This is a genomic window from Mycobacterium sp. P2_H7 (assembly GCF_056403275.1).
Window position 1 is genome coordinate 220995 of record NZ_JBFUFU010000009.1, and the last position, 26623, is coordinate 247617.

Annotated in this window: 25 protein-coding genes and 1 tRNA gene; 17 read left to right on the forward strand and 9 right to left on the reverse strand. The window is 67.7% G+C overall.

The window, feature by feature from the left end; translation table 11 throughout:
* Window positions 1-2: 2 nt before the first annotated feature.
* Together dnaG and AC1DY7_RS13265 are read left to right on the forward strand one after the other, a co-directional pair.
* Entirely contained in the window at window positions 3-1925 is a 1923-nt protein-coding gene (gene dnaG, locus AC1DY7_RS13260; RefSeq protein WP_477494146.1) for a DNA primase, read from the forward strand.
* A 27-nt stretch (window positions 1926-1952) separates the two neighbouring features.
* Entirely contained in the window at window positions 1953-2228 is a 276-nt protein-coding gene (locus tag AC1DY7_RS13265; protein ID WP_477494147.1) for a DUF7155 family protein, read from the forward strand.
* Here AC1DY7_RS13265 and AC1DY7_RS13270 read toward each other — a convergent pair.
* Window positions 2225-2479: a hypothetical protein gene (locus AC1DY7_RS13270; RefSeq protein ID WP_477494148.1), complete on the reverse strand. Its 255-nt coding sequence runs from the start codon at window positions 2477-2479 to the stop codon at window positions 2225-2227. The genes AC1DY7_RS13265 and AC1DY7_RS13270 overlap by 4 nt on opposite strands.
* Before the next feature lie 144 nt (window positions 2480-2623).
* On the opposite strand from AC1DY7_RS13270, the gene AC1DY7_RS13275 reads away from it, so the two are divergent.
* Window positions 2624-2696: transfer RNA gene (locus tag AC1DY7_RS13275), tRNA-Asn, on the forward strand.
* 48 nt (window positions 2697-2744) lie between these two features.
* On the opposite strand, the gene AC1DY7_RS13280 is transcribed toward AC1DY7_RS13275, so the two are convergent.
* Entirely contained in the window at window positions 2745-3410 is a 666-nt protein-coding gene (locus tag AC1DY7_RS13280) for a cutinase family protein (RefSeq protein ID WP_477494149.1), read from the reverse strand.
* Between the two features lie 54 nt (window positions 3411-3464).
* On the opposite strand from AC1DY7_RS13280, the gene AC1DY7_RS13285 reads away from it, so the two are divergent.
* Window positions 3465-3950, forward strand: a complete 486-nt coding sequence (locus AC1DY7_RS13285; protein ID WP_477494150.1) for an LppP/LprE family lipoprotein — start codon at window positions 3465-3467, stop codon at window positions 3948-3950.
* Here the strand turns inward: AC1DY7_RS13285 and AC1DY7_RS13290 are convergent.
* Window positions 3913-4515 (reverse strand): TetR/AcrR family transcriptional regulator, encoded by a 603-nt coding sequence (locus AC1DY7_RS13290; RefSeq protein WP_477494151.1) that lies wholly within the window; start codon window positions 4513-4515, stop codon window positions 3913-3915. The two genes, AC1DY7_RS13285 and AC1DY7_RS13290, sit on opposite strands and share 38 nt — an antisense overlap.
* Before the next feature lie 107 nt (window positions 4516-4622).
* Between AC1DY7_RS13290 and AC1DY7_RS13295 the strand changes: the two genes are divergently transcribed.
* Entirely contained in the window at window positions 4623-7673 is a 3051-nt protein-coding gene (locus tag AC1DY7_RS13295; RefSeq protein WP_477494152.1) for an MMPL family transporter, read from the forward strand.
* A gap of 1 nt (window position 7674) precedes the next feature.
* Here the strand turns inward: AC1DY7_RS13295 and AC1DY7_RS13300 are convergent, their stop codons facing one another.
* Window positions 7675-9645 carry an acyl-CoA dehydrogenase family protein gene (locus AC1DY7_RS13300; protein WP_477494153.1) on the reverse strand — a complete coding sequence of 657 codons (1971 nt, stop codon included), beginning with the start codon at window positions 9643-9645 and terminating at the stop codon, window positions 7675-7677.
* Between the two features lie 101 nt (window positions 9646-9746).
* Between AC1DY7_RS13300 and AC1DY7_RS13305 the strand changes: the two genes are divergently transcribed.
* Window positions 9747-10457: a VIT1/CCC1 transporter family protein gene (locus AC1DY7_RS13305; protein WP_477494154.1), complete on the forward strand. Its 711-nt coding sequence runs from the start codon at window positions 9747-9749 to the stop codon at window positions 10455-10457.
* A 19-nt stretch (window positions 10458-10476) separates the two neighbouring features.
* Window positions 10477-11559, forward strand: coding sequence for an esterase-like activity of phytase family protein (locus tag AC1DY7_RS13310; protein WP_477494155.1), 1083 nt, complete (start codon window positions 10477-10479; stop codon window positions 11557-11559).
* A gap of 3 nt (window positions 11560-11562) precedes the next feature.
* Here the strand turns inward: AC1DY7_RS13310 and AC1DY7_RS13315 are convergent, their stop codons facing one another.
* Window positions 11563-12009 carry a MarR family winged helix-turn-helix transcriptional regulator gene (locus AC1DY7_RS13315; protein ID WP_477494156.1) on the reverse strand — a complete coding sequence of 149 codons (447 nt, stop codon included), beginning with the start codon at window positions 12007-12009 and terminating at the stop codon, window positions 11563-11565.
* Between the two features lie 106 nt (window positions 12010-12115).
* On the opposite strand from AC1DY7_RS13315, the gene AC1DY7_RS13320 reads away from it, so the two are divergent.
* Window positions 12116-14134 carry a DUF2232 domain-containing protein gene (locus AC1DY7_RS13320; protein WP_477494157.1) on the forward strand — a complete coding sequence of 673 codons (2019 nt, stop codon included), beginning with the start codon at window positions 12116-12118 and terminating at the stop codon, window positions 14132-14134.
* Window positions 14131-14955: a CbiQ family ECF transporter T component gene (locus AC1DY7_RS13325; protein WP_477494158.1), complete on the forward strand. Its 825-nt coding sequence runs from the start codon at window positions 14131-14133 to the stop codon at window positions 14953-14955. Before AC1DY7_RS13320 ends, AC1DY7_RS13325 begins: the two co-directional genes overlap by 4 nt.
* Here the strand turns inward: AC1DY7_RS13325 and AC1DY7_RS13330 are convergent, their stop codons facing one another.
* From AC1DY7_RS13330 to AC1DY7_RS13345, 4 genes are read right to left on the reverse strand one after another with little or no spacing between them, the layout of a single operon-like run.
* Window positions 14956-16266, reverse strand: a complete 1311-nt coding sequence (locus AC1DY7_RS13330; protein ID WP_477494159.1) for an ABC transporter substrate-binding protein — start codon at window positions 16264-16266, stop codon at window positions 14956-14958.
* Between the two features lie 10 nt (window positions 16267-16276).
* On the reverse strand, window positions 16277-17089 hold the full coding sequence (locus tag AC1DY7_RS13335; RefSeq protein WP_477494160.1) for a carbohydrate ABC transporter permease: 813 nt from the start codon (window positions 17087-17089) through the stop codon (window positions 16277-16279).
* A complete protein-coding gene (locus tag AC1DY7_RS13340; RefSeq protein WP_477494161.1) occupies window positions 17076-17942 on the reverse strand; it encodes a carbohydrate ABC transporter permease in 867 nt (288 codons plus the stop codon). Before AC1DY7_RS13340 ends, AC1DY7_RS13335 begins: the two co-directional genes overlap by 14 nt.
* Before the next feature lie 37 nt (window positions 17943-17979).
* The gene (locus AC1DY7_RS13345; RefSeq protein ID WP_477494162.1) at window positions 17980-18579 is read right to left on the reverse strand and encodes a TetR/AcrR family transcriptional regulator; all 600 of its coding nucleotides are present in this window, start codon (window positions 18577-18579) and stop codon (window positions 17980-17982) included.
* A gap of 93 nt (window positions 18580-18672) precedes the next feature.
* On the opposite strand from AC1DY7_RS13345, the gene AC1DY7_RS13350 reads away from it, so the two are divergent.
* The 8 genes from AC1DY7_RS13350 (at window position 18673) to AC1DY7_RS13385 (ending at window position 26612) form a co-directional block, all read left to right on the forward strand.
* Window positions 18673-19200, forward strand: coding sequence for a DUF4242 domain-containing protein (locus AC1DY7_RS13350; RefSeq protein ID WP_477494163.1), 528 nt, complete (start codon window positions 18673-18675; stop codon window positions 19198-19200).
* Window positions 19200-20222, forward strand: a complete 1023-nt coding sequence (locus AC1DY7_RS13355) for an acyl-CoA dehydrogenase family protein (RefSeq protein WP_477494164.1) — start codon at window positions 19200-19202, stop codon at window positions 20220-20222. The genes AC1DY7_RS13350 and AC1DY7_RS13355 overlap by 1 nt, the downstream gene beginning before the upstream one ends.
* Window positions 20198-20911: an ABC transporter ATP-binding protein gene (locus tag AC1DY7_RS13360; RefSeq protein WP_477494165.1), complete on the forward strand. Its 714-nt coding sequence runs from the start codon at window positions 20198-20200 to the stop codon at window positions 20909-20911. Before AC1DY7_RS13355 ends, AC1DY7_RS13360 begins: the two co-directional genes overlap by 25 nt.
* A complete protein-coding gene (locus tag AC1DY7_RS13365; RefSeq protein WP_477494166.1) occupies window positions 20908-22074 on the forward strand; it encodes an ABC transporter substrate-binding protein in 1167 nt (388 codons plus the stop codon). The genes AC1DY7_RS13360 and AC1DY7_RS13365 overlap by 4 nt, the downstream gene beginning before the upstream one ends.
* On the forward strand, window positions 22071-22859 hold the full coding sequence (locus AC1DY7_RS13370) for an ABC transporter permease (protein ID WP_477494167.1): 789 nt from the start codon (window positions 22071-22073) through the stop codon (window positions 22857-22859). Before AC1DY7_RS13365 ends, AC1DY7_RS13370 begins: the two co-directional genes overlap by 4 nt.
* 22 nt (window positions 22860-22881) lie before the next feature.
* Entirely contained in the window at window positions 22882-24399 is a 1518-nt protein-coding gene (locus AC1DY7_RS13375) for a TldD/PmbA family protein (RefSeq protein WP_477494168.1), read from the forward strand.
* Entirely contained in the window at window positions 24396-25766 is a 1371-nt protein-coding gene (locus tag AC1DY7_RS13380; protein ID WP_477494169.1) for a metallopeptidase TldD-related protein, read from the forward strand. Before AC1DY7_RS13375 ends, AC1DY7_RS13380 begins: the two co-directional genes overlap by 4 nt.
* Before the next feature lie 450 nt (window positions 25767-26216).
* Window positions 26217-26612 (forward strand): transcriptional regulator, encoded by a 396-nt coding sequence (locus AC1DY7_RS13385; RefSeq protein WP_477494511.1) that lies wholly within the window; start codon window positions 26217-26219, stop codon window positions 26610-26612.
* The last annotated feature ends 11 nt before the right edge of the window (window positions 26613-26623 follow it).

Here is a 26623-nt window from a genome sequence, read left to right on the forward strand (position 1 = left end):
GGATGCCACCAGGTGGGCGCATCCCCGATCGCGATATCGCGGCCATCCGTGACCGCGTTCGCATCGAGGAAGTCGTCGGCGATTATGTGCAGCTTCGCCGCGCCGGGGTCGATTCACTCAAGGGCTTGTGCCCGTTCCACGACGAGAAGTCGCCGTCGTTCCACGTGCGGCCCAATCACGGCCACTTCCACTGCTTCGGGTGTGGTGAGGGCGGTGACGTCTATGCCTTCCTGCAGAAGATCGAGCACGTCACCTTCGTCGAGGCCGTCGAACTGCTGGCCGACAAGGTCGGCTACACCGTCACCTACACCGGTGGCACCACCGCCAACGTTCAGCGTGACCGCGGCAGCCGCAGCAGGCTGATCGCCGCCAACGCCGCCGCGCAGGAGTTCTACGCCGAGGCGTTGCAGTCCGACGAGGCCGCCCCGGCGCGGCAGTATCTGATCGAGCGCAACTTCGACGCCGAAGCGGCCAAGCGCTTCGGCTGCGGCTACGCGCCGTCGGGCTGGGAGACCCTGACAAAGCACTTGCTGCGCAAGGGATTCGAATTCAAGGAGTTGGAGGCCGCCGGGCTGTCCCGGGAGGGCAAGCGGGGACCGATGGACCGGTTCCACCGACGGCTGCTGTGGCCCATCAGGGTGTCGTCGGGCGAGACCATCGGTTTCGGTGCGCGCCGACTGTTCGACGACGACCACATCGAGGCCAAGTACGTCAACACCTCCGAGACGACGCTGTACAAGAAGTCGAACGTGCTGTTCGGGCTGGATCTGGCCAAGCGCGATATCGCCAAGGGCCATCAGGCGGTCGTGGTCGAGGGCTACACGGACGTGATGGCGATGCACATGGCCGGGGTGACCACCGCGGTCGCAGCCTGCGGCACCGCCTTCGGCGACGACCACCTGTCCATGCTGCGCCGACTCATGATGGACGACAACTTCTTTCGCGGTGAGCTCATCTACGTCTTCGACGGCGATGCCGCCGGGCGGGCCGCCGCGGTGAAGGCGTTCGAGGGGGAACAGAACCTGGCAGGCCAGTCCTTCGTGGCGGTGGCCGCCGACGGGATGGACCCGTGCGATCTGCGGCTGCGCTCCGGTGACGGCGCGCTGCGCGACTTGGTCGCGCGCCGGTCCCCGCTGTTCGAATTCGCCATCCGCACCGCGCTGACCGACCACAACCTGGACAGCGCCGAGGGCCGGGTGGCGGCATTGCGCCGCTGCGTGCCGATGGTGGCCGGGATCAAGGATCCGACGCTGCGCGACGAGTACGCCCGACAACTCGCCGGTTGGGTCGGCTGGGACAACGTCGCCCAGGTCCTCGCGCGGGTTCGTGAGGAAGCCGGCCGCAAGGGTCCCGCGAAGGGACGCGACGCCGGCCGGTCGCGGACGCCGTCCGAACCGGCGCGGTCCCGTCCGGCGGTCACGGTCACCCGCCCCGATCCGCGCGATCCGACGCTGCGCCCCCAGCGCGAGGCGCTCAAGGCGGCGCTGCAGTACCCGGGGCTGGCGGGCCCGGTCTTCGACTCCTTGACGGCGGAGAGTTTCACCCACATCGGGTACGCGGCGGTGCGGGCGTCCATCGCCGCCGCGGGCGGGATGTCGGCCGGGCTGTCCGGTGCGCAGTGGATCGACACGGTCCGCGATCTGCAGGATTCGCCCGAGGGCAAGAACCTGGTCAACGAACTCGGCGTCGAGGCCATCCGCATCGAGGACGACGAAAAACTGGTCCGCTACGTCTCCGGGGTGCTGGCGCGCTTGCAGGAGGTGTCGGTGGGCCGTCAGATCGCCGAGGTCAAGTCCAAGCTGCAGCGGATGTCGCCGGTGGATCACAGCGACGAATACCACGCATTGTTCGGTGACCTGGTGGCCATGGAGACCTATCGCCGCAGCCTGTTGGAGCAGGCCAGCGGTGATGACATGACTGCGTGAACGGAGGTCGCACGCTATGGTGAGGCCATGATCATCTCAGCTAGGAGTGCGGTTCTGGTGGGCGCTTTCGCGGTGGCCGCCGCCGCAGGTCCGCTGGTGGCGTTCTCGGTCGACGGCGCGCAGGATGCGGTGCAAGCAGCCCCGTGCCTGGCCTGGTTCGGCAACAAAGAGGACGGCAAGTGCCTGTCCTACTCCAATGGCGGCGGCGCCAACTTCGGCAGCCCCGGCGTGTCCGTCGGCAGCAACGGCATCAACTCCGGACCGCTGCTCCCCGGCCAGTCCTGGAACGTCCCGATGCGCTAGTGCTTGGTGGCGGACTCGTCTGCCAAGGGCTCCAGCACCGTCGTCTCGGCGTCGATCGCCGTCAACTTCACCAATGCCGGATCGGGGGACACCCGATCGGCCAGCTTGCGGCGCCCCGCGTCCAGTACGGCCTTGGTGGCCGGGTTCTCGGTGACGGCCTTGTACGTGCCGGCGATCTGTTCGAACCGGTGCCGACCGGCTTTTGCGCCGAGCACGTAGCCGACCCCCAGCACGAACACGAACCGGAACACACGCACTCCCTCCCCGATCAAGCAAGACGCTCACCATCCTGCCTCACGCGGCTGTGTGTTCGCGATCGCGCCCGGCGAAACTCGTTCTGACGTGCCGATTCGAACCGCGTGCCCCACATGCGCTAGAGTCTGTTTTCGGTTCAATCCCCTGTAGCTCAATTGGCAGAGCTTCCGACTGTTAATCGGACGGTTGATGGTTCGAGTCCATCCGGGGGAGCAAGTAAGGCCAGCGCACACGCGCTGGCCTTCGTGCTTTCCGGCCTGTCTAGACGAGCCTGCCGGCAGCCTTCGACGCCGCGGTGGTGACCAAGCCGTTGAGGGGATAGAGGGCGTGGGCCAGCGACGAGAAGAGCGAACCCGGCGAACCGTCGCAGATGCTGTCGCCGGGTGCGCACAGATCCAGCGATTTGCCGTCGTACAGCGGTGAGATGTTCGCGGCCGGCGCGCCGAACCCGGACAGCAACGCCGGTGTCGGCTTACCGAAGAGCACGATCCCGGCGACGTGGTCGTGCACTGCGGCGGGGATGTCGGCGGTGGTGGCATACGCGGCCACCGCCGCGCCTTGCGAATAGCCGCCGAGCAGGAGTTTGGTGTTCGGGCAGTTCGCGGCCATCGACTGAAGATGCGAGGTGGTGTCGTGGACACCGTCGAACATCGTTCCCGGGAAAACCGCCTTGTTGTTGAAATCACCGGAGGCCGGGTAGTTCACCGCATAGACGCCGACAGACTTTCCCGGGAGCATCCCGCGCAGGGAATCGATGAACGCCTGGCCGACGGTGCCGACGCCGGGCGGCTCGTCGCTGCCGCGGGCGAACACCACCTCGGCATCGGGGCACGGGTCGGCGGAGGCAGCGGGGGTGGCGCCGATTGCCAGCGCCGAAGCCGCCAACGCGCCGACGACGGTCAACCGGCGCAAATGTCCAAAACCCATGTGGCCGATGCTACCTGCAGTGTTCGCTGCCCCATCCGTCCGTAAGCTCGCACCATGCGGCCCTCGCGGATGATCCCGCTCCTCGCCATGGTCACTATCGTCGCCGCGTCGTGCGGCTGGAGCCCACCGAATTCGGGATCCACCCGATCGGTGGATTGCAAAGCCGAGGACACCCCGACCGCGGCCACGGTGTCTGCTGCCGTCCAGAAACTGGGCGACCGCTGGCACGAAACGTCGAACGGGCACACCGGTGACTGCCGGCTGCACTGGGTGATCGTCGGCACCGGGGACACCGCCCCCGACGCCGCGACCCAAGTCCTGTTCTTCGATCGCAACTCGCCGCTGGGTCCGCCGACGCCGCGGCCGCGCCCGTACACCACCGTCGTGCCGCTGGGGGACAGAATAGCGACGGTGCAATATCAGTGGCTGCAGGGCGCGGACAAGCCGTGCTGCCCAACAGGTATCGCGCAGGTGCGCTTCCAGATCGGTGACGACGGTAAGCTCAAGGCGCTGGATCCGATCCCGACGCCGACCCCGTAGCGGGAGTGGGGGCCTTCAGCCGATACAGCTCGATCAGCCCGGCCTCGACCCGGCGCAGCGGTTCTTCCGAGCGGGTGGCCTGGCACATGACGATGGCACCCTCCACCGCGGCGACGGTCATGGTGGCCAGCTGCGCGGCGTCCTCGGGTGTCAGCTCGGCCGCCTCCAGGTGACCGGTCAGGCGCCGCTCCCAGTCGATGAACACCTCGCCCGCGGTCTCGGCGGCCACTGAGGCCTCCGAACGCCCGAGGGCGGCGGCCACGATGGGGCACCCGGCGGTGAAGTCGGTGGCCTTCAGCGCCTGGGTCCAGCCGGCGATGAACCGCTGGATGACGCTGACGGGATCGCCGTCGCGGGCCAGTTGGTCGATGGCTGCGCCGGTGACCTTGCCGGCCACCGCGGTGGCGTGGGCGATGAGTTCGGCCTTGCCGCCGGGGAAATTCAGGTAGAGCGACCGCCGGGCCGTCCCGCTCAGTTCGAGCAGCAGTGCGAGGCCGGTACCTGCGACGCCGTTGCGCCGGATGAGGTCGACGGCACTGGTGATGAGCCGCTCTTTGGCTTGCATGCGCGGTTTTTCCTACCTGGGGGTGATTGCGGTGTACCGATCAGTCTACTAACGTCTCACGGCACGCGTAGACCATTTGGTCTACTGGGGAGCGTAGGGGGAACGGAGTGGCTCATGGGGAGAGCAGGATATTCGGCCGGTTCAGCCGGTTCTGTGCGCGGTACGCATGGTTCGTCATCGGCTTCTGGGTGGTGCTCGTCGGTGCCCTGAACCTCGCCATCCCGCAGCTGGAACGCACCGTCGCCGAGCATTCGGCACCGTTCATCCCGGGCAATATCGAAGCGGCACAAACACTTCGGCACATGTCCAAGGAGTTCGGTGTGCCCTCCTCGTCGGCCATCGGCAGCGTGCTGCTGGTCAACGAGAACGGTATCGGTGCCGCCGACGAGCGGGCCTACCAGCAGCTGGTGACCGCGCTGCGGGAAGACACCGACGACGTCGCCTACGTGTTGGACACCTATAACAACGACACGCTGCGCAGCATCGCCCTGAGCCCGGACGGTAAAGCCATCAACCTGGTGGTTGCGGGCACCGGCGATGTCGGATCGACCAAGGCGCACCAGAACACCGTGAACATCCGCCAGGCCATCGACACCCTGGACAAGCCGGCGGGCCTGGAGATGTACTACACCGGCCCATCGCCGGCGCTGGCTGACCTGTTCAGCGCCATGGACTTCTCACTGCTGATCATCACCGGCGTCTCGGTGCTGCTGATCACGCTGGTGCTGCTGGCCGTGTACCGCTCACCGGTCACCGCACTCATCCCGCTGCTCACCATCGGGGTGGGCCTCGGCGTCGCCCGCCCGGTGGTGTCGCTGCTGGGCGGCCACGGCGTGCTGACGGTCTCCAATTTCACCATCGCGCTGATGACGGCCATGTTGCTCGGCGCGGCAACCGATTACGCCATCTTCATCCTCGCGGGCTATCACGAGGGCAGGCGCAAGGGGCTGCCGGTGCCCGATGCGCTGGCCCGAGCCGGGGAGAAGGTCTCCGGCATCCTGATCGCCTCCATGCTGACCATCGCCGCCGCCGCGACCGCGATGGCCTTCACCGAGCTCGGCATGTTCCGGGCCGCGGGTCCGCCGATCGCCATCGCGATCGTGATCGCCCTGGCCATCTCGATGACGTTGCCCTATGCGCTGCTCTCGATACTGGGACGGCGAGGTTTTGCCGAACCGCGTCCGCTCAACGAACGGCGGTGGCGCCGCATCGGTACGACGATGATCCGACGCTCGGGTGCGCTGTCGGCCGCATCGCTGGTGTTGTTGTTGGCCGCGGCGTCGGTGCTGCTGACCTTCCGGGTCAACTTCGACGAGAACGCGATGCAGCTCGACCGTACCGAGAGCTCCTCGGGTTATGAGAAGGCATACCAGCATTGGGGATTCAACGAAGTCGCCCCCGAATATGTGATCGTCTCGGCCGACCACGACATGCGCAACACCAACGACCTGGCCGCGCTGGACGGCGTCGCGGCCCGGCTCGCTGGGATGCCGCAGGTGGCCTATGTCCGTTCGATGACGCGGCCGTCGGGCAGCCAGCTGGAACAGACAACCGTCGGCTACCAGGCCGGGATCGTCGCCGGCCGGCTGGGCGACGCGCGGGACCGGATCGGCACGGCCACCCCCGATCTGCAGCGGCTGGCCTCGGGCACCGCGACGCTGCGTGACGGTGCCGTAACCGCCGATGCGCAACTGCCCCAACTTGTCTCGGGCATCAAGTCGGTCACCGCGCTGGCGCACCAGGTGCTCGGCGGCTACCAGGAAGCCAGCTCGGCGTTGCGCACCGTCACCGACGGCCGGGTCGACGTGCCCACCGCACTGGCCGACCTGAACGCGTCGGTCGGACTGCTCGACGTGGCGCTGCAGGCGATGTCGGACAACGCCCAGATCGCCGACGGCGGCCGGGTGGTCAGCTCGGCCCTCGGGTCGGCGCTGACCCCGCAGCCCGGCCCCGAATGTGTGATCAACCCGGTGTGCATGCGGGCCAGGTCCAGCCTCGCCGACCTGGACGCCGTGTCCGACGGGGTGGTCACTCGCACCCTGCGTCAGGTCGAGGTGCTGGCCGCGGTGCCGCAGGTGACCATCGACAAGGTGCGGGCCGCCCAACCGGGCATCAAGAACGCGTTGGCCCGGCTGCAGGCCCTGGCGACCAGCTTGCCCGGCGGTTCGCCGGCCCAAGCCAACGCCCAACTCGCCGAACTGGTGCGCGGCGCCGACCGCCTCGACGACGGCATGAGCCGGCTCGCGGCGGGGCTGAATCAGGTCAAGGGCGGGGTGGACCAGGTGGTGGGCCTCACCGGCCAACTCACCGACGGGCTCACCCAGGCCTCGGACTACCTGGCCACGCTGTCCGCGCACACCTCCGCCGGCGCCGGTGCGGGGTTCTACCTACCGGCACAGGGCTTCTCCGACAAGGCTTTCCAGGAAGGGCAGAAGTTGCTCTTCGCGCCGGACGGGAAGACCGCCCGGATGCTGGTGGTGTGGAAGATCAACCCCTACAGCGAGGACGCGCTGAACGCGACCCGCGAACTGGGCCCCGCCGCGACCCAGGCCGCGCACGGAACCTCGCTGCAGAGCGCACATTTCGCCACCACCGGGTTGGCCTCCCTGTCGGCGGACATGCGCGACCAGGTGTGGCGGGACTTCGCCGTGTTCGGCCTCGTCGCCATCATCGGTGTGCTGCTGGTGTTGATGGTCTTGTTGCGCAGCATCGCCGCTCCGGTGTTCATGGTGGCCGCCGTGGTGTTGTCCTTCGGCGCCGCCGCGGGTATCAGCGTGCTGGTGTGGCAGCACATCATCGGCATCGACCTGGACTGGTCGGTGTTCCCGGTGTCGTTCATGGCACTGATCGCGGTGGGTGCGGACTACAGCATGCTGTTCGCCGCGCGCATCCGCGAGGAATCCGCCGACGGCATGGTTCGCGGCATCATCCGCGGCTTCGGCAACACCGGCAGTGTCATCACCACCGCCGGAATCGTGTTCGCGCTCACCATGTTCGCGTTGATGAGCGGCCGGGTGATCAATCTGCTGCAGATCGGTTTCACCGTCGGCATCGGACTGCTCATCGACATCACCCTGGTGCGCACCATCCTGGTGCCGGCCGCGATGTCGCTGATAGGCGACCGGATCTGGTGGCCGAGCAAACCCCGGCGCGGCTGACCTACCGCGGCTCGATGGTGCCGGAGCTGATGGCGTCCTGTTCCTGGTGCTCGTCGGCGTCCGGGATGTGCTCGGGGTGCAGCATCTCGGCGTAGCGCAGCTGCTCGGGGATCCCGAAGCCGTCCACCAGCAGTTCGGCGTGCGGGCGCAGCTTGCGGCACCGGTCGTTGATGGCCCGGCTGACGGCCTTGGCGCGCTCGGTGGACAAGAAGCGGTGCTCGACGTACCACGCCTTGTCGTCTTCGATGATGCTCAGCGCGTACAGGTCGCACACCAGGTTCAGGACCTCGCGGGCCTCCTCGTCCTCGCAGGCGTCGACGCCGGCGACGAACGCCTCCAGCACAATTCGGTCGATGTGCGCGGTGGCGGCGTGCAGCACGTGGTCCTGCACCGAGTTGAACGCCTCGAAGGCGCTCATCTCCTTGGACTTGCCCTGCAGCCGGCGGGCCACCGTCGACAGGATGTACTCCTCGCGGTCCTCGAACATCTTGACCTGGGTGCCGCGGTTGAAGAGGCTGCCTTCCTCCTCGTTGTCCTGGCGGGTGTCCAGGATGGTCTGCATGATGGTCTCGGCCGCGGTGCGTTTGAGCACCCGTTCGCCGGCGAAGTTGGCGGCGAATCGCACCCACTCCACCGGACTCATGCCCTTGATGTCGTCGGCGTAGGCGGTCAGCAGTTCCTTGGCCACCAGCTGGGTCAGCACGTGGTTGTCGCCTTCGAAGGTGGTGAACACGTCGATGTCCCCGCGCAGGCCGATCAACCGGTTCTCGGCCAGATAGCCGGCGCCGCCGCACGCCTCGCGTGCCTCCTGGATGGCGCGGCTGGCGTGCCAGGTGTTGGCGGCCTTCAGGCCCGCCGCGCGGGCCTCCACCTCGCGCTGCTCCTCGGCGTCGGGGAAGTCCGAGGACTGGATCTCGTGCAGTTTGGCCACCAGTTCGTTCTGCGCGAACTGCAGGGCGTAGGACCGTGCGATCAACGGGAACAACCGGCGCTGGTGCACCAGGTAGTCCATGATCAGCACTTCGTCGTCGCCGTCGGGAGCGCTGAACTGCCTGCGCTGCAACGCATATCGGGTCGCGATGTCCAGCGCCACCCGGCCTGCGGCGGCCGCGCTGCCACCGACGGTGACGCGCCCGCGGATCAGGGTGCCCAGCATGGTGAAGAACCGGCGGCCCGCATTCTCGATGGGCGACGAGTAGGTGCCGTCCTCGGCGACGTCGGCGTACTTGTTGAGCAGGTTCTCGCGCGGGACGCGGACCTGGTCGAACTGGATGCGCCCGTTGTCGACACCGGGCAGGCCGCCCTTGTAGTGGCAGTCCGAGGTGGTGACACCGGGCAGGTCGTTGCCGTCGGCGTCGCGGATCGGCACCACCAGGCAGTGCACGCCGTGCCCCTCGCCGTCGGTGATCAACTGCGCGAAAACGGCTGCCACCCGCGCGGTTTGGGCGGCACCGCCGATGTAGTCCTTGCGCGAATTCGGCGTGGGGGAGTCGATGACGAACTCTTGGGTCGCCGGGTCGTAGGTGGCGGTGGTCTCCAGGGACTGGACGTCGCTGCCGTGGCCGGTCTCGGTCATCGCGAAACAGCCGAGCAGATCAAGACTGATGATGTCGCGGACGTAGGCCTTGTGGTGGCGTTCGGTGCCGAGGTTCTCGATAGCCCCGCCGAACAGGCCCCACTGCACGCCCGCCTTGACCATCAGCGACAGGTCGCTCATCGCCAGCATCTCGATGCGCGTCACCGCGGCACCGACGTCGCCGGTGCCGCCGTGCTCCTTGCGGAAACCGTCCTCGGCGGCGCCCGCGGCGGCCATGATCTTCAGCTGCTCGCCGACCTTGGTGCGGGCGATGACGGTGTTCGGCGTGTAATGCGGTTTGAAGATCTCACCGGACAACTCGGTGCGCACGGCGTTCTTCACGTCGCGCCAGCGTCCGTCGAGGGTGTTGCGCAGGTGTTCCGCAGTGGAGGTCATAGCCCGAACTTAGCCCGTGGAAGCCGTCCGCAAACGTGACTCTGGCAACGCAGGTAAACCTGACTTCTCGCGGGTCACATCCGCAGCGTTCAATATCAGCCATGGCCGAGGTCGAACTGCCGCACAACAACGATCACACCCACTCCGACGTCAGTGGCGGCTGGCTACGCGCAGCAACATTCGGTGCCATGGACGGCCTGGTGAGTAACACCGCGCTGATCGCCGGTGTCGCCGCCGGCGCCAGCGCGCAGGCCGTGGTGCTCTCCGGTGTGGCCGGGCTGCTGGCCGGAGCATTCTCGATGGCGCTGGGCGAGTACACCTCGGTGACGACGGCCAACGAGCAGATCGATTCCGAGGTCAAGGTCGAGCGACGCTCCTTCCGGGCGGACCCTGGCGCGGAGAAGGCCGAACTGGTCGCGATGTTCGAGAACATGGGTCTGACCTCCGAGACGGCCACGCGCGCCACCGACGAACTGCACGGCGACGAGTCCAAGGCCATCAATTTCCACCTGGTGCAGGAGCTCGGTGTCGACCCATCGGAGAAGCCGTCACCTCGGGTGGCGGCGGTGTCGTCGTTCGTCATGTTCGCGATCGGCGCGATCGTCCCGCTCATCCCGTACCTGCTGGGATTCGAATCGCTGGCGTTGGGGCTGGCCTGTGGCGGTGTGGGACTGCTGATCGCGGGCGGGATGGCCGCCTTCGTCACCAAGCAGCCGGTGTGGTTCGGGTCGTTGCGGCAGTTGACGTTTGGGGCCATCGCCATCGGCGCCACGTATGTCGTGGGTTCGGCGATCGGCGTCGCTATCAGTTAGCTGTGGTTACCTGTGTGGCGTGAAGGTATCGGCCGTGCTGTTGACCGTGGTTTCGGTGCTGGCGGGATGCTCCGCCGCGCCGGCACCGACGTCCCAGCTGGAGTTCCTCGGCAAGGTCGAATTGGCGCACGGACTGCTGTTCGCCGACACGACGGTGGGTGGGCTGTCCGGCATCACGTACGACGCCGGCCGGGATCAGTACTACGTGATCAGCGACGACCGTTCCGAGAAGAACCCGGCCCGGTTCTACACGATGAGCATCAGCCTGTCCGACGGCAATCTGGCGCGCGTCGACCTGCGCGGGGCGACCTCGCTGCTGAACACCGACGGCAAGAAGTTCGCGCCGCTGTCGGGTACCTCCGCGCCCCCGGATCCGGAGGGCATCGCCTTCGACAGTCTGCGTCAGCAGTTGTACTGGTCCAGCGAGGGGGAGCGGATCGTCAAACCGGGCGCTGCGCCGGTGCTGCTCGATCCGTGGGTGCGCACGGCCGCCCTCGACGGCACGTTCCGGGGTCAGTTCACCTTGCCGCTGGAATTGCACATGTCCGCCGGCGACGCCGGGCCGCGCAAGAACCAGGCGCTGGAGGGACTGGCGCTGGCGCCCGACGGGACCGCGCTGTGGGCCGGTATGGAGGCACCCGGCTTCGAGGACGGACCACCGCCCACCGCCGAGGCGGGCGCGCTGACCCGGATCACCCGGCTCGACCCGGTGACGCGCCAGCCCGGCGCGCAGTACGCCTACCCGCTGGATGCGGTGAGTTCGGGTGAGGGCGGTGGTAACGGACTGTCCGACCTGGTGGCGCTGAACGCCGAGGACTTCCTGGTCATCGAGCGCGGGCACGGCACCAGGACGTCGGTACGCATCTACCGGGCGAGCATCGTCGGTGCTGACGACATCTTGGGCCGGCGGTCCTCGGCGGGCGCTGTGCCCATGCGCAAGGCGTTGGTGGCGGACCTTTCTGCGATGGTTCCCTCCGTCGACAACGTCGAGGGAATCACCTTGGGGCCCAAGCTTTCCGATGGTCGCCAGTCGGTGATCATGGTGACCGACGACAACTTCTCGTCAGATCAGGTGACGCAGGTGCTGGCGTTCGCGTGGTGAGCGTCAGCCCTCGGACCCTGCGCGGGATTGCGCGACCTCCAGCAGATCGCGTAGCACCGCGACAGCTCCGCTGAGCGTCTCGCGCTGGGTGTCGTCGAGACGCTCCAGATAGGGATCGATGGCCGCGGCCCGGTCGGCGCGGACCCCCGCCAGGGCCGTCCTGCCCTCGTCGGTGATGCTGATCAGCACGGCCCGCGCGTCGCCGGGATCGGCCACGCGGGACACCATGCCGGCGTCTTCGAGCCGGCGCACCTGAGTGGTCATCGTGGGCTGCGAGCAGTGATCCAGGGCGGCCAGGTCGGAGATGCGGGCGGTGCCCTGATCCTCGATCGTCGACAGCAGTCGGGCCTGGGCGAAGGGCAGCGGGATGCGGACCCGCTGATTGGCCAGCCGGTTCAAGCGCGCCACGACCGACAGCAGGTCGGCGCCCAGCGCGGTCGTCGTCGTCATCCCTCCATGGTTACATAGAATCACTATGTAGATGGCATCGACGGGTCGTGCGGACTGTCACAGTGCGACGACGCAGCGCATTCGTTGCGCCTGGCAGAATCGAGAAATGCCCGCTACCCACACCCGTCGGCGGGCCGGATCGTTGCAACCGAACGAGCTCGCCCAGGCCGCCGTGATGGCGGCGTTGGCCGCGGCCATCGCGATCATCGCCGTGGTCGTGCCGTTCGCCGCCGGCCTGTCCGTTCTGGGCACGGTGCCGATGGGTCTGCTCGCCTACCGGTACCGGATGAAGGTGCTCATCGCCGCGGCCATCGCCGGGGCCACCATTGCCTTCCTCATCGCCGGGATGGGCGGCATGATGACCGTGCTGAACTGCGCGTACATCGGCGGTCTGACGGGTGCGGTGAAACGCCGCGGGCGCGGCCTGCCCACCGCGCTGCTGGTGTCGGTCCTGGCCGGCGCGGTGTTCGGCGCATTCATCGTGGGTGCCCTGGCCGTCGCGTCACGGCTGCGTCAGCTGGTGTTCGACGCCATGACCGCGAACGTCGAGGGCACCGCCAAAATCCTCAGCCGTATCCCCGGGATGGAAGACATCGCGGCGCGGGTCACCGAACTCTTCGCGACGGCGCTGCGCTACTGGCCACTGCTGATCGGCTCCTACGGGGTGCTCACCATCGTCACCGTCAGCCTCATCGGTTGGTGGGCCATGTCGCGGGTGCTCGCCCGCCTCGGTGGCGTCCCCGATGTGCACAAGCTCGATGTCCCGGCCGAGAGCGGTGCCGTCGCCCCGGTGCCGCTGCAACTGCGCGATGTGGTGTTCCGCTATCCGGGCACCGACCGCGACGCCCTGGGCCCGGTGTCGCTGACCGTGCACCTGGGTGAGCATGTCGCCATCACCGGCGCCAACGGATCCGGCAAGACCACCCTCATGCTTCTGCTGGCGGGCCGAGAGCCCAGCAGCGGCACGGTCGAGCGGCCGGGTGGGGTCGGCCTCGGTGCGCCGGGCGGCACCGCGGTGATCATGCAGCACCCCGAGAGTCAGGTCCTGGGCACCCGCGTCGCCGACGACGTGGTGTGGGGCCTGCCGGTCGGCACCGAGGTCGACGTGCCGCGGCTGCTCGCCGAAGTGGGTCTGGACGGCCTGGCCGAACGCGACACCGGTGGCCTGTCCGGCGGCGAACTGCAGCGCCTCGCGGTGGCCGCCGCCCTGGCCCGCGAACCCGCCCTGATGATCGCCGACGAGATCACCAGCATGGTGGACCAGGTCGGCCGCGACGGACTGATGTCGGTGCTGGCCGGGCTGACCGGCCACCACCGGATGTCGCTGGTGCACATCACCCACTACAACGAGGAAGCCGAAGCCGCCGACCGTGCCATCAACCTGGCCGGCGGATCGGAGATGGTGCAAGCGGCGACGGTGCCCACCGGTGGTGCGGCGCCGGCCGGCAGCGACAAGCCGGTGCTCGAACTTCACGGGGTGGGGCATCGCTACGCCGCCGGAACCCCGTGGGAGAACGACGCACTGCACGACATCGACCTCGTCGTGAATGAGGGTGACGGTGTTCTGATCCACGGCCTCAACGGCTCCGGCAAGTCGACCCTGGCGTGGATCATGGCCGGGTTGACGCTGCCCACCGTCGGCAGCTGCCTGCTCGACGGGCGCCCGGTGTCCGATCAGGTCGGCGCGGTGGCCCTGTCCTTCCAGGCGGCCCGGCTGCAGCTGATCCGCGGCCGGGTCGATCGTGAGATCGCGGCCGCCGCCGGGTTCTCCCCCCGCGATCACGCCAGGGTGCTGGCGGCGCTGGCCACCGTCGGGCTGGAACCCGCACTGGCGTCCCGGCCCATCGATCAGCTCTCCGGCGGCCAGATGCGTCGTGTCGTGTTGGCCGGGCTGCTGGCCCGGTCGCCCCGCGCGATCATCCTCGACGAGCCGCTGGCCGGATTGGATGCCGCCAGTGCCCGCGGCCTGCTGCGCCTGCTGGAGCAGTTGCGCCGCGACGGCCTCACCGTCGTGGTGATCTCGCACGACTTCGACGGTCTCGAAGAGCTCTGCCCCAGAACGCTGCATCTACGCGACGGCCAACTGGTACCGGCCATCTCGAGTGCGTCGGGAGGTGTGGCATGAGCGCGCCACGCAGGCCGGTTGTGCTGCTGCGGCCGGTACCCGGGGACTCGGTCATCCATCGCCTCTGGGCCGGAACCAAACTCATCGCCGTCGCCGCACTGGGCGTCCTGTTGACCTTCTATCCGGGGTGGCTGCCGATCGGCTTCGTCGCCGTGGTGGTGCTGGTGACCGCCGCCCTGGCCAAGATTCCGCGTGGCGCGCTGCCGTCGATCCCCAGCTGGCTGTGGCTGATCCTGCTGCTGGGCGGGGTGACGGCGTCGTTCGCCGCGGGCTCGCCGTATCTGCACATCGCGGGCGCCGAGATCGGCCTCGGCGGTGCGCTGAACTTCCTGCGGATCACCGCGGTGTCGATCGTGTTGTTGGGCCTCGGTGCGCTGGTGTCGTGGACCACCAACGTCGCCGAAGTCGCCCCGGCCATCTCGGCCTTGGGCCGGCCGCTGCGGTGGCTGCGCCTGCCGATCGACGACTGGGCGGTCGCCATCGCGCTGGCGCTGCGGGCGTTCCCCATGCTGATCGACGAATTCAGCGTGCTCTACGCCGCCCGCCGGCTGCGGCCCCGCGCCCAGCGGGAGGGGCGCCGCGACCGGCGCAAGCAGTGGGCCGCCGAAGTGGTGGACCTGATGGCCGCCGCGGTGACCGTGTCATTGCGCCGGGCCGACGAGATGGGCGACGCGATCGTCGCGCGCGGTGGGGTGGGCCAGATCTCGGCGCATCCGTCGCGCCCGCACGGCGCCGACTATGTGGCGTTGGGGACCATCGCGTTGGTGTGCGGACTCGCCTGGTATCTGGAGGCTTTCACCTTCCTGGCCACCAGCCTGTAGTCAGCGCGCGGCGGCCGTGTTGGCGGCCTGCTGCGCCTGTGCCAACGCGTCCGGCACGGCCAGGCGTCCCAGGAACATCTCGTCGAAATACGGCTGCAACGCCTGGTATCCGGCCGCGAAACCGGCGCCGCCGGGGGCCGGGATCTGCGGGCCGCGCAGCACCGAGAAGAACGGGGTGACGTCCACACCCTGACGCTGCCAGTGCTCGAAGTACACCGGCTGGGCGCTGAGCACGGCCGGGATGGCCGAGCCGTCGGCACCCAGGTATTCGTTGCCGTCACGGCTGCCCATCCAGGCCAGCACCTGGCGTACCGCCTCGGGGTGGGTGGTGGCGGAGTTCGCGGCCGCCGCAATCCCATTCGTGACGCTGACCCGCCCGGCCTGGCCGATCGGCAGCAGCGCCACGCCCCACCGGAACGTCGCCTGCGTGGCGATGGCCGCCAGGTTGTAGGTGCCGGACTGGAACAACGCCATCCGCCCGGCGAGGAACTGATTGCGCGAGAAGTCACCGTTGCCGTTGGTGTCCGCGGCCGACGGCGCGACATGATCGGTGTTGATCAGGCGCACCAGGTACTCGAAGGCCTGCGCGGCCTGGTCGTTGGCGAAGGTGAACCGGTCGCCGTCGGTGAAGGTGCCCCCGGCTGATCCGATGTAGTTGAGGTAGATGCCCTGCAGATCGTTGGCGGCGTTGTAGCCCCACTGCCGGATCCGCTGAGGGTCGAAAGCCGGTGTGCCGGGGCGGTTGCCGTTCTGATCGATGGTGAGCCGGGCGAGCAGCGGCCGCAGTGTGTCGTCATCGCCGGGGGACCAACGCGCGTCGACCAACTCGGCAAGATCTACCCCCGCGGCGTGCAGCAGATCGGCGTTGAAGTAGACGGCGATCCCGGCGTCGGTGAGTTGCGGTACGGCCCAGAGTGTTCCGTTGCGGGTGAACTGCGCGACGGTCGACGGGTCCCAGTCGGCCGACGGCTCCATCGACAGCAGTCTGCCGTTGTCGGCGTAGCCCGACAGGTAGGCGTTCGACATCCAGAAGATGTCGTCGGCGCCGCCGCCGGCGATGTCGGTGCGCAGCGAGTTGAAGTAGTTCGCGTACGCGACGACGTTGACGTGCACCTCGATATCGGGATGGGTGCGACTGAACTCGGCGAACGACTGCCGGTAGGCGGCGGCCACCTGCTCGTCCCACAGTCGCAACGTGACGACAGTTCTGCCGGAATCAGTTGTGCGGCCCAGCAGCATGCCCGCGATGAGCAGCAGCACGCCGGCGACGGCGATGCCGGTGGCCAGCAGGGTGGAGAACTTGGGTCTCATCGGGCCGGCCTCATTTGAGCCCCGTCACCACGATGGAGCGGATCAGGTGCCTGCCGAGCAGGACGAAAAGTATCAACAGCGGCACGATCGCGACCGTCGTCGCGGCCATCACCACCGTCCACTGCGCGTCGAAGCGGGACTGCAGACCCGCGGTGGCCACGGTCAGCACCTGCCAGCGCGGGCCGCTGGTGATGACCAACGGCCACATGAAGTTGTTCCACTGCGACACCACGGTGATCATCGCCAGCGTCGCGAGGATGGGCCGGCTCGCCGGGAGCACCACATGCACCAGCACGTCCAGGGTGTTCGCACCGTCCAGGCGCGCGGCGTCCATCAGGTCGGCGGGGATACCCCGGAAGTGCTCGCGCAACAGGAAGATCGCATACGGGGAACCGAACAGGAACGGCAGCACCAGCGCCCAGAAGGTGTTGCGCAGTCCGGCCTCGGCCATCATCAGATACAGCGGCACCACCGTCACCGTGGCGGGCACCATGAGCGTGGCCAGATACACCCAGAACACGGCGTCCCGGCCGGGGAAGTTCAACCGGGCGAACGCATATGCCGCCAGCACCGACAACGTCAGCTGTCCCAGCAGGACGGTCGCGGTCACCAACGCGGTGACCACCAGCGCGCGGCCGAAGCCGGCATCACCCAGGGCGGCATAGTTGGACAGGGTCGGCGGGGCCGGAATGGACAGTGGGGAACCGGTATTGAACTGCTGCGGGGAAGTGAATGAGGTCATCAGACCGAGCAGGAACGGCACCAGCGTGATCAGCGCAGCCGTCAGCAGGCCCGCGTAGATGAGGGCGTTACGTGACGTCATAGCTGACCCGCTGCCGGAAGTACACGTGCTGCACCAGCGTGACGCCCACTAGCAGCACGAAGAGAATGGCGGCCATCACCGCGGCCCGACCGACGCTGGCGGCGCCGAAGGCCTCGGCGTAGATCCGGTGCGCGACAAGGTCGGTGCGACCCTGTGGACCACCGTCGGTGAGGGCGTACACGGTGTCGAACACCTGCGCGGCGCTCACCACCCCGGTCACCGAGACGAAATACATGGTGGGCCGCAGCATCGGCACGGTGATGTAGCGAAAGCGTTGCCAACTGGTGGCGCCGTCGGTGCGCGCCGCGTCGTGCACACTCCGCGGGATGGCGAGGATGCCGGCCAGGAAGAACAGCGAGACATAGCCGACGTTTGTCCACACCGTCACCGCCGAGACCACGGGCAGGGCCAGCCCGGGATCGGTCAACCATTCGATGTGCCGGCCGGTGACGGTGCTCAGGGCGCCGTCGGTGGGGGACAGGATCCAGCGCCACAGCACGCCGATCGCCAGCGGGGAGCAGATCCACGGCAGCACGTAGAGCGTGCGCAGAAATCCGGTGCCCGGTAAGCCCTGGGCGAGCATCGCGCCCGCGGCCAGGCCCAGCAGTGTCTGCGCGGGCACCACCATCGCGATGAACGCCACCGTCACCAACAACGACATCGCGAACGTCGGATCGGTCAGCACCGACTGCCAATTGTCCAGCCCGACAAACCGAATGGGGCCCAGCAGATCCCAGCGGTACAGGCTCAGCCAGGCCACCACCAGCATGGGCAGCAGCAGGAAGGTGACGACGCCGAAGAGGCTGGGCGCCACCAGCGCGTAACCCAACACGGTCGATCGGCGGCCGGACATGCTCCTCATTAAAGCCGCACTCAACCGAACCAGACGGTCAACCCACCGCTGCCAGGATCAGTTCTTGGACCAGCTCACGTGCCGCCGCGATCGGATCGATCGAACGCTCCAGCTTCGATCCCAGGAGTGCGCCGTCGTAGAGAAGCTGGATTCGGCGCGCCAGGGATTCCGATCGGTCGGCCCCGGACTGCTTCAGCAGGGCGGCGAGGGTCGCGCGTAGCCATTCGCGGTGTGCCCGCACCGGTTCGAGTTCGACGCCAGGGTATTCGGTCGCGGCGTTCGCGTAGAGGCATCCGCGGAAGTCGCGCCGGGTGGCCGCGCCTGCGGCGAGGTCGAAGAAGCTGAGGATCCGGTGAACCGGGTCGGCGACCGTGGCAGTGGCCTGGCTCCAGCGGTTGCGATCAGCGTGATCCAAATCGGCGAGATAGGCGATGACCAACGCGTCTTTGGAGCCATAGGTGCTGTAGAGGCTGGCCTTCGCAACGCCGGCCTCACGGAGGATCTGGTCGATGCCGACCGCACGTATGCCCTGGTCGGCGAACAGCGCAGCGGCGGTCGCGAGCAGCCGTTGCGCCGGCCGGACGGAGCCGGCGGTCGAGGTGCCGCGCTCGGTGAAGGCGGCCGGGGGCGTGCTCATGGGCTCAGCGTAACCCGGAAAGTGTCATAGACAGACCTGTCTGTCTATGACAGCGTCGGCGGTGTTCCCTTCCAGCGATCCGAGGACCGTGCCGTGACTCTGTACCTGTACGAAATCACCACCGAAGCAACCGACGCGATCGCAGTAGAGCAATTGATCAAGGCACTCGACGCCGAGATCGCGCGTGGCGGTGGCGAGTTGATCGAAGCTCAGGTCACCGCGCAGAGTCGCCGGGTGTTCACGATCGCGGAATTCACCGCCGAGGCGGCGGCGCTGGGGCCGGCCGAACTCGGTGCGGCAGGTGTCGACGGTCCGCACGAGGTGCGATTGGTCGGCGCGGAACTGGCCGAGCTCAAGGCGGTACGGCCGAGCGCGGGCTACCTGGTCGAGTGGGACCTTCCCGCCGAGTTGGACATGGATTCCTATCTGGCCCGCAAGAAGGCCAACGCACCGAAGTACGCCGACGTGCCGGAGGTCCACTTCCTGCGCACCTATGTGCGCGAGGACATGGACAAGTGCCTGTGCTTCTATGACGCTCCCGACGAAGCCGCCGTGCGCCGGGCCCGCGACGCGGTCAGCACCCCGGTCGACCGCCTACACGGCTTGGACGGCCGGCTCTGATGACTGCCGCGCTCACGGAATCCGCCCTGGACCGGGCGACACAAGCCGTTGCCGCCCGCGCTGCCGATCTCGACGAACAGCGCACTGACGTCCGGGTCGATCTGGCCGCACTGGGACGCGCCGGTCTGCTCGACCTCGATCTGGCCGACACGGTCCGGGTCATCGAAGAGATTGCGGCGCACAGCCTCGCCGTCGGGTTTTCGACGTGGGCGCACCACATGACCATCCGGTACCTGCGAGCCGCCCCGCAGCCGGGGTTCGACAGTGAGTTGGCGGCACTGGTGCGAGCCGATCGCATCGGTGTCACCGCGATGGCCTCCGGACTCAAACAGGTCGCCGGCCTCGGAAAGGTGCCGATCACCGCCGAAGCCGACGGCACCGACTTGCTGGTAACCGGCCCAATTCGCTGGGCCTCCAACGTGTTTCCTGGAGCCGTGATCGTGTTGCCGGTCCGGACGGGGGAGCGCACGTCCATCGTCGCCGTGGATGCCGACGCAGACGGAGTCGTGGTCGACCCTGCGCCGACACTCACGGCGCTCGGTGCGACTGCCTCCACGTCGCTGAGCCTGCACCGAGTACGTGTCGATCGACAGCACGTGCTCTCCACCGACCTCGGTACGTTTGTCAGTTCCATCCGGCCCGGATTTCTGTTGCTACAGACGGCTTTCTGCGCCGGAGTCACCGGTGCGGCACTGTCCGCGGCAACATCGCAGCACACCGGTCAGCTGGCCCGATTCGGTGCCGAACTCGCCGAGTCGGAGGCCCGCGCGGCCGATATCCGGACGCGACTACATGGTTGGGCCGCCCTCCCGGACACTGCGACCGCCGCCGAACTGATCCGGCTGCGGCTGGACGCCGCGAGCCTCGCCGTCGACGTCACCCGCCTCGAGCTTTCGCTCACCGGCGGAGCCGCTTACACCCTGGGCAGCGCCGCCAACCGGCGGTTCCGCGAGGCTGCCTTCCTGCCTGTGCAATCACCCTCGGAAGGACAACTGCGGTGGGAACTCACGCGCTACGAATAGCGAACGGTACCAAGTCGTTCGGCAGTGCCCACGCACTGAACCAGATCGATCTGCAGATCCGCACCGGTGAATTCGTCGCCGTACTGGGTCGCAGCGGAAGCGGCAAGTCCACCTTGCTGCGTATCTGTGCGGGCCTGGACACCTTGAATTCCGGCACCCTGACCTGGTCTGGGGACGGGTCCCGGCCCCGCACCGGGGTGGTGTTCCAACAACCGCTGTTGATGCCGTGGTTGACCGTCGCGGGGAATGTGGCTTTCGCCCGCCGGTTCAGTGCGCAACGTGAGGGGTTCGACGTCGGCCACGCGGCGGAGCTCCTCACCAGGTTCGGGCTCGATCACCTCGCAGCGCGCTACCCCGACGAGCTGTCAGGCGGGCAGGCGCAGCGGGTCGCGATCCTGCGCGCGGTGGCCACCCGGCCGCAGTTGCTGCTGCTCGATGAACCCTTCAGTGCACTGGATCCGGCTACCCGTACCGATCTGGTGGGTTGGCTGCGAGATCTTGGCCGAGCGTTGGACATCACCGTCGTGCTGGTCACCCACGACGTCGATGAGGCGCTCTCCCTCGCGCAACGCATCGTGCTGCTCGACGACGGGCGGATCCGCGCCGACTGGACTGTCGGCAGCGACGGAAGCCCCACGCGCGGTGAGGTTCTCGAACAGTACTCCGATACCGCGGTGGAAGTACCGTGACAGCGCTGTCGCGGCGCTCGTTGCTGGCGGGCGCTGCCGGATTGACCGCTGCTGGTGGAATTTTCGGGATCGGCGGCCTCGCCCGTAGTGCGGTGAGCGGCCCGCCCGGCACCGAGGGAGGGCTGAAAGTGGGCTATCTACCCATCACCGATGCCGCACCGCTGCTGATCGCGCACAGCGCCGGGTTGTACCCAGCGGGAGTGGTGAGCACGGCACGGCCCGTACTGTTCCGAAGTTGGGCGGCACTGGCGGAGGCCTTCATCACTCGCCAGGTCGACGTCGTGCACCTCCTGATGCCGATGGCTGTCCAATTGCGCTACACGCTGGGCGCCGGGGTTCGTGTGCTCGGCTGGAATCACACCAACGGTTCGGCGCTGACGGTTGCCCCGCACGTTCGTGAGCTGAGCGATCTGGCCGGCACTCAAGTCGCGATCCCATTCTGGTGGTCGATCCACAACATCGTGCTTCAGCAACTTCTCCGGGCACACGGACTGCGACCGGTTGTGCGGCGCAGCGCCTCCCGTGCTGATCGCACGGTCGAACTGATCGTGATGAGCCCGTCGGATATGGTGCCCGCGTTGGCCAATGGCACGTTGGGTGGATACGTGGTGGCCGATCCGTTCAACGCGGTGGCGCAGATCAAGAAAATCGGCCATATCCACACCTTCCTCGGCGATGTTTGGCGCGACCACGCTTGCTGCGCCCTGGTCACGCGGGAGGATGTCATCACGAGCCGACCAGGTGCCGTGCAGGCCGTCGCCGACGCGGTGGTGGGCGCCCAACTTCGTATCGACGCCGACCGCGCCGCCGCAGCGGCTGCGCTGACCAATGGAAAGTATCTGCCGCAACCCACACCCGCGATCACGCTGGCATTGACCTACCCGAAACCGCCCTACCCGTTGGCACATCCGGATTGGCAACCACAACGCCTGGGCTTTCAGCCGTACCCCTACCCGAGTTTCACCCACCGCCTCGCGGAAGCCATGCACGACACGATTGTCGACGGTGACCGCAGGTTTCTGGACCGTCTGGACCCGGCTTCGGTCCACACTGATCTGGTCGAGGACCGATTCATCCGGCAGTCCCTGATCTCCCACGGCGGGCCAGCAGCATTCGGTATCGCCGCCGATCTCACCCGAACCGAACAGGTGCAACCTCGATGACGCTTACGACTTCAATTCCGGCGCAACGTGTCTCGGGCTGGGGGGCGCGCCTGGTTCCGCCGGCGGTAGCCATTGCCGTCACTGTGGTGCTGTGGTGGTTCGCGACGACTGTCCTCAGTGGCCCCGAGTCGTTGCTCCGTCAGACTGCACCGCAACGGGTACTGCCTGCGCTGGCCGGGCTGGTCGAGCGCGGAGTGCTGCTCAGCGATCTCGGTGTCAGCCTGTGGCGCCTGGTCATCGGTCTGGCCGTCGCCGCGGTGATCGGGATACCGCTTGGGCTTGTGATCGGCCTGTCCCGTGTCGCCGACCGTGCCGGCGGCCCGATCATCGCCTTCCTGCGGATGATCTCGCCGCTGTCCTGGACCCCGATTGCATTGGCGCTGTTCGGTATAGGCAATCAGCCGGTCATCTTCCTCATCGCCGTCGCCGCGGTCTGGCCTGTGTTGCTGAACACCGCAGTCGGCGTCCGCGCCGTGGACGCCGGTCTGCTCAACGTGGCGCGGTCATTTCACGCCACTCGATGGGAATTGCTCACCGCGGTGATCCTGCCGGCCATCCGTACCCAGGTGCAGACCGGCATCCGGCTCGCGCTCGGCGTCGCATGGATCGTGCTGGTGCCCGCCGAAATGCTCGGCGTGCGCTCGGGGCTGGGTTATCAGATCCTCAACGCACGGGACCAGCTGGCCTATGACCAGGTGGTGGCGGTTATCGTTGTCATCGGGCTGCTCGGCTATGCGCTGGATGCGGCGGCGCGCTGGTTACTGGGGTCAGGGCGCCGCGCCTGAGCGGACGTTACGGTAGGAAACCGTGATAGCCCGAAGCGTCGACCCCGACTTCCTCGCGTTGCCCCGGCACACGCTGGCCGATGCCGCCCTGTCGGCCGCCCGTGCTGCCGGTGCCGACTACGCCGACCTGCGCATACACCGCATCACCACCGAAGAGATCGGGCTGCGCGACGGTGAGCTCGAGTCGTCGGTGGTCACCCGTGAGATCGGGCTGGCCGTGCGGGTGATCGTGGACGGCACGTGGGGTTTCGCCTCGCACGCGGAACTGGACGCGGCCATCGCGGCCGACACGGCGCGCCGAGCGGTTCGGGTCGCCACCACCCTGGCGCCGCTGAACGCCGAGCGCATCGAGCTGGCCGCCGAACCGGTGTACACGGATCTGCATTGGGTGTCCGACTACGAGGTCGACCCGTTCTCGGTCTCGGCGGCCGACAAGATCGCGCGACTGGCCGACTACTCGCAACGCCTGCTGGCCGCCGACGGGGTGGATCATGCATCGGCGCACCTGATGGCCGTCAAGGAGCAGAGCTTCTACGCCGACACTTTCGGTACCTCGACGACCCAGCAGCGGGTGCGGGTGCAGACGCAGTTGGAGGCCGTCACCGTGGACCCCGCGGCAGGCACCTTCGAGACGATGCGCACGTTGGCGCCGCCGATGGGGCGAGGCTGGGAAGCTGTCAGCGACGACCACGTCTGGGATTGGAGCGCCGAACTGGCCGAGCTGCCGGCACTTCTCGCCGAGAAGGTGAAGGCGCCCAGCGTCACCGCGGGCCTGACGGATCTGGTGATCGACCCCTCCAACTTGTGGCTGACCATCCATGAGTCCATCGGGCACGCCACCGAATATGACCGGGCCATCGGCTACGAGGCCGCCTACGCCGGCACGTCGTTCGCCACTCCTGACAAGCTGGGCGCCATGACGTACGGCTCGCCGGTGATGAACGTGACCGCCGACCGTACCGTCGAACACGGCTTGGCCAGCATCGGTTTCGACGACGAGGGGGTGCGGTCGCAGAGCTGGGATCTGGTGCGCGACGGCCTGTTCGTCGGCTACCAGCTGGACCGGGTGTTCGCGCCGCGGCTCGGGGAGGCGCGGTCCAACGGGTGCTCCTACGCCGATTCGCCACACCATGTGCCCATCCAGCGGATGGCCAATGTGTCGCTGCAGCCGGGCGCCGATGACCTGAGCACCGCGGATCTGATCGCCCGGGTTCAGAACGGCATCTACATCGTCGGCGACAAATCGTGGTCGATCGACATGCAGCGCTACAACTTCCAGTTCACCGGGCAACGGTTCTTCAAGATCACCGACGGCCGGCTGGACGGCCAGCTGCGCGACGTGGCCTACCAGGCCACCACCACCGACTTCTGGGGTTCGATGGAAGCCGTGGGCGGCGCGTCGACCTGGCGTCTGGGCGGAGCCTTCAACTGTGGCAAGGCGCAGCCCGGCCAGGTGGCCGCCGTCAGCCATGGGTGTCCGTCGGCGTTGTTCCGCGGGGTGAATGTGCTGAACACACAAGCGGAATCGGGGCGGTCATGATCAGCACGCAACACGTCGTCGACGCGGTGCTGGCCGAGGCGGCCCAGCGCGGCAAGGCCGACGAAACCACCGTCATCGTCACCGACCGGTCGGATGCGTCCCTGCGATGGGCCGGCAATTCCATGACCACCAACGGCGAAACCCGCGGCCGCACCACGACGGTCATCTCGGTGGTGCGACGCGGTGGCGACGCCCAGGTCGGGTCCGTGACGTCATCGGAGGTCGACCCGTCCGCGATCGCCGGACTGGTCGCGGCCTCCCAGGATGCCGCCGCCTCGGCGCCCTCGGCCAGCGATGCCGCGCCCGCATTGGCCGCCGACGGTGGGCCAGCGGACTGGGATGCCCCGGTGCCGGTCACCGGGGCTGACGTGTTCGCCGATGTGGCAACGAGTCTGGTGCGCGGGTTCCGTGGTGCCGACACCCTGTACGGGTACGCGCGGCACGAGTTGGAGACGACGTTCGTCGCCACCTCGGGCGGCCTGCGCCGGCGTTACACCCAGCCGACGGGCTCGGTGGAGATCAATGCCAAGCGCAACGGTGCCAGCGCGTGGGCGGGGGTCGGCACTCCCGACTACGCGGATGTGCCCACCGATGGACTGCTGGAAGAACTTTCGACCCGACTGGGTTGGGCGTCGCGTTCGGTGGAGCTGCCCGCCGGCCGGTATGAGACGGTGATGCCGCCCTCCACGGTGGCCGACATGCTGATCTATCTCGGCTGGAGCATGGACGGTCGCGGGGCGCAGGAGGGCCGCACCGCCCTGTCGGGGCCCGGCGGGACGCGGGTGGGGGAGAAGCTCACCGAGTTGCCGCTGACCTTGTACTCCGACCCGCGGGCTTCCGGCCAGGAATGTCAACCGTTCGTCGCGGTGCCGAGCTCCTCGGAGCGGGTGTCGATCTTCGACAACGGCCTGGACATCAGGCGGGTGGACTGGCTGCGTGACGGGGTGATCAACGAACTGGCCTATCCCCGTTCGGCCGCCGCGGAATTCGATGTGCCGGTGGCGGTTCCGGCGGACAACCTGCTGATGACCGGCGGGACGGCGTCACTGGCCGACATGATCGCAACCACCGAGCGCGGGTTGCTGCTGACGACGCTGTGGTACATCCGCACCGTCGATCCGGCGGTGCTGCTGCTGACCGGCCTGACCCGCGACGGTGTGTACCTCATCGAAAACGGTGAGGTGACCGGCGCGGTCAACAACTTCCGGTTCAACGAGAGCCCACTGGACCTGTTGCGCCGCGCCACCGAGGCCGGCGTCGCCGAGCCGACCCTGCCGCGGGAGTGGGGCGACTGGGCCACCCGGGCCACCATGCCGTCGCTGAGGATCCCGGACTTTCACATGTCGTCGGTCAGCCAGGCGCAGTAACGGTCGCGGGCCCATCGGGCGGCGTAAGAGGGCGCAGTTGACCATCCGCGATCAACTCTGGCAAAGACTGCGCGGAGTTGTCCGCGCCGACGCCGAGTGAGTCTGACTTCGGGGCCGGCTCCGCCGCTTCTGTATCTCAAATCCCCAGTAACTATCGCTTATGTGTGATCTGCCCCTCGGTGCGTGCGCCGTAGTCTGTTTGTAGACTGACACATCAGTCAGTTAATAATCGACCACCGGGGCAAACGCCGGGCGGTGGCGACGGCGCGTCCTCGTAGTGAATTTGCTGTGGGCCGGGTGGGTGCCGGCCGCGGTCCGCGGGTTTCGGGCAGTCGGCGCGATATGAACCGGGCGACCGCCCAGGTGTGCAAAAATGACGCGTCCGTAAATCAAAGCGGAGGGACGCCTGTGCGCACGCACTCTGCTCGTGAATTGAGCGAGGGTGGCCTTCTGAGCAGAACGTTCGCCAACAGACTCAACCGCTTGTTCGACGCAATCTATCCGCCCGGTCGGGGGCCCTACTCGGCTTCCGAGGTGGTCGCGGCCCTCAGCGCCCGCGGCATCCGGATGTCGTCGGCGTACCTTTCGCAGTTGCGGACGGGCGCTCGCACCAACCCCTCGGTGTCCACGATGGCGGCCTTTGCCGAGTTCTTCGGGGTTGAGACGGCCTATTTCACCGATGAGCGCTACTTCGAGCAGATGGACGGCGAGTTGTCATGGCTCATCACTGCCCGTGACGACAGGATCCGGCAGGTCGCCGGGCGGCTGGTCGGCTTGTCCCCGGAGGCGATCGAGGAAGTGCTGACCAAGATCGGTGAGCTACATCGTCGAGACGACGTTTCTTAGATCCAAAAATG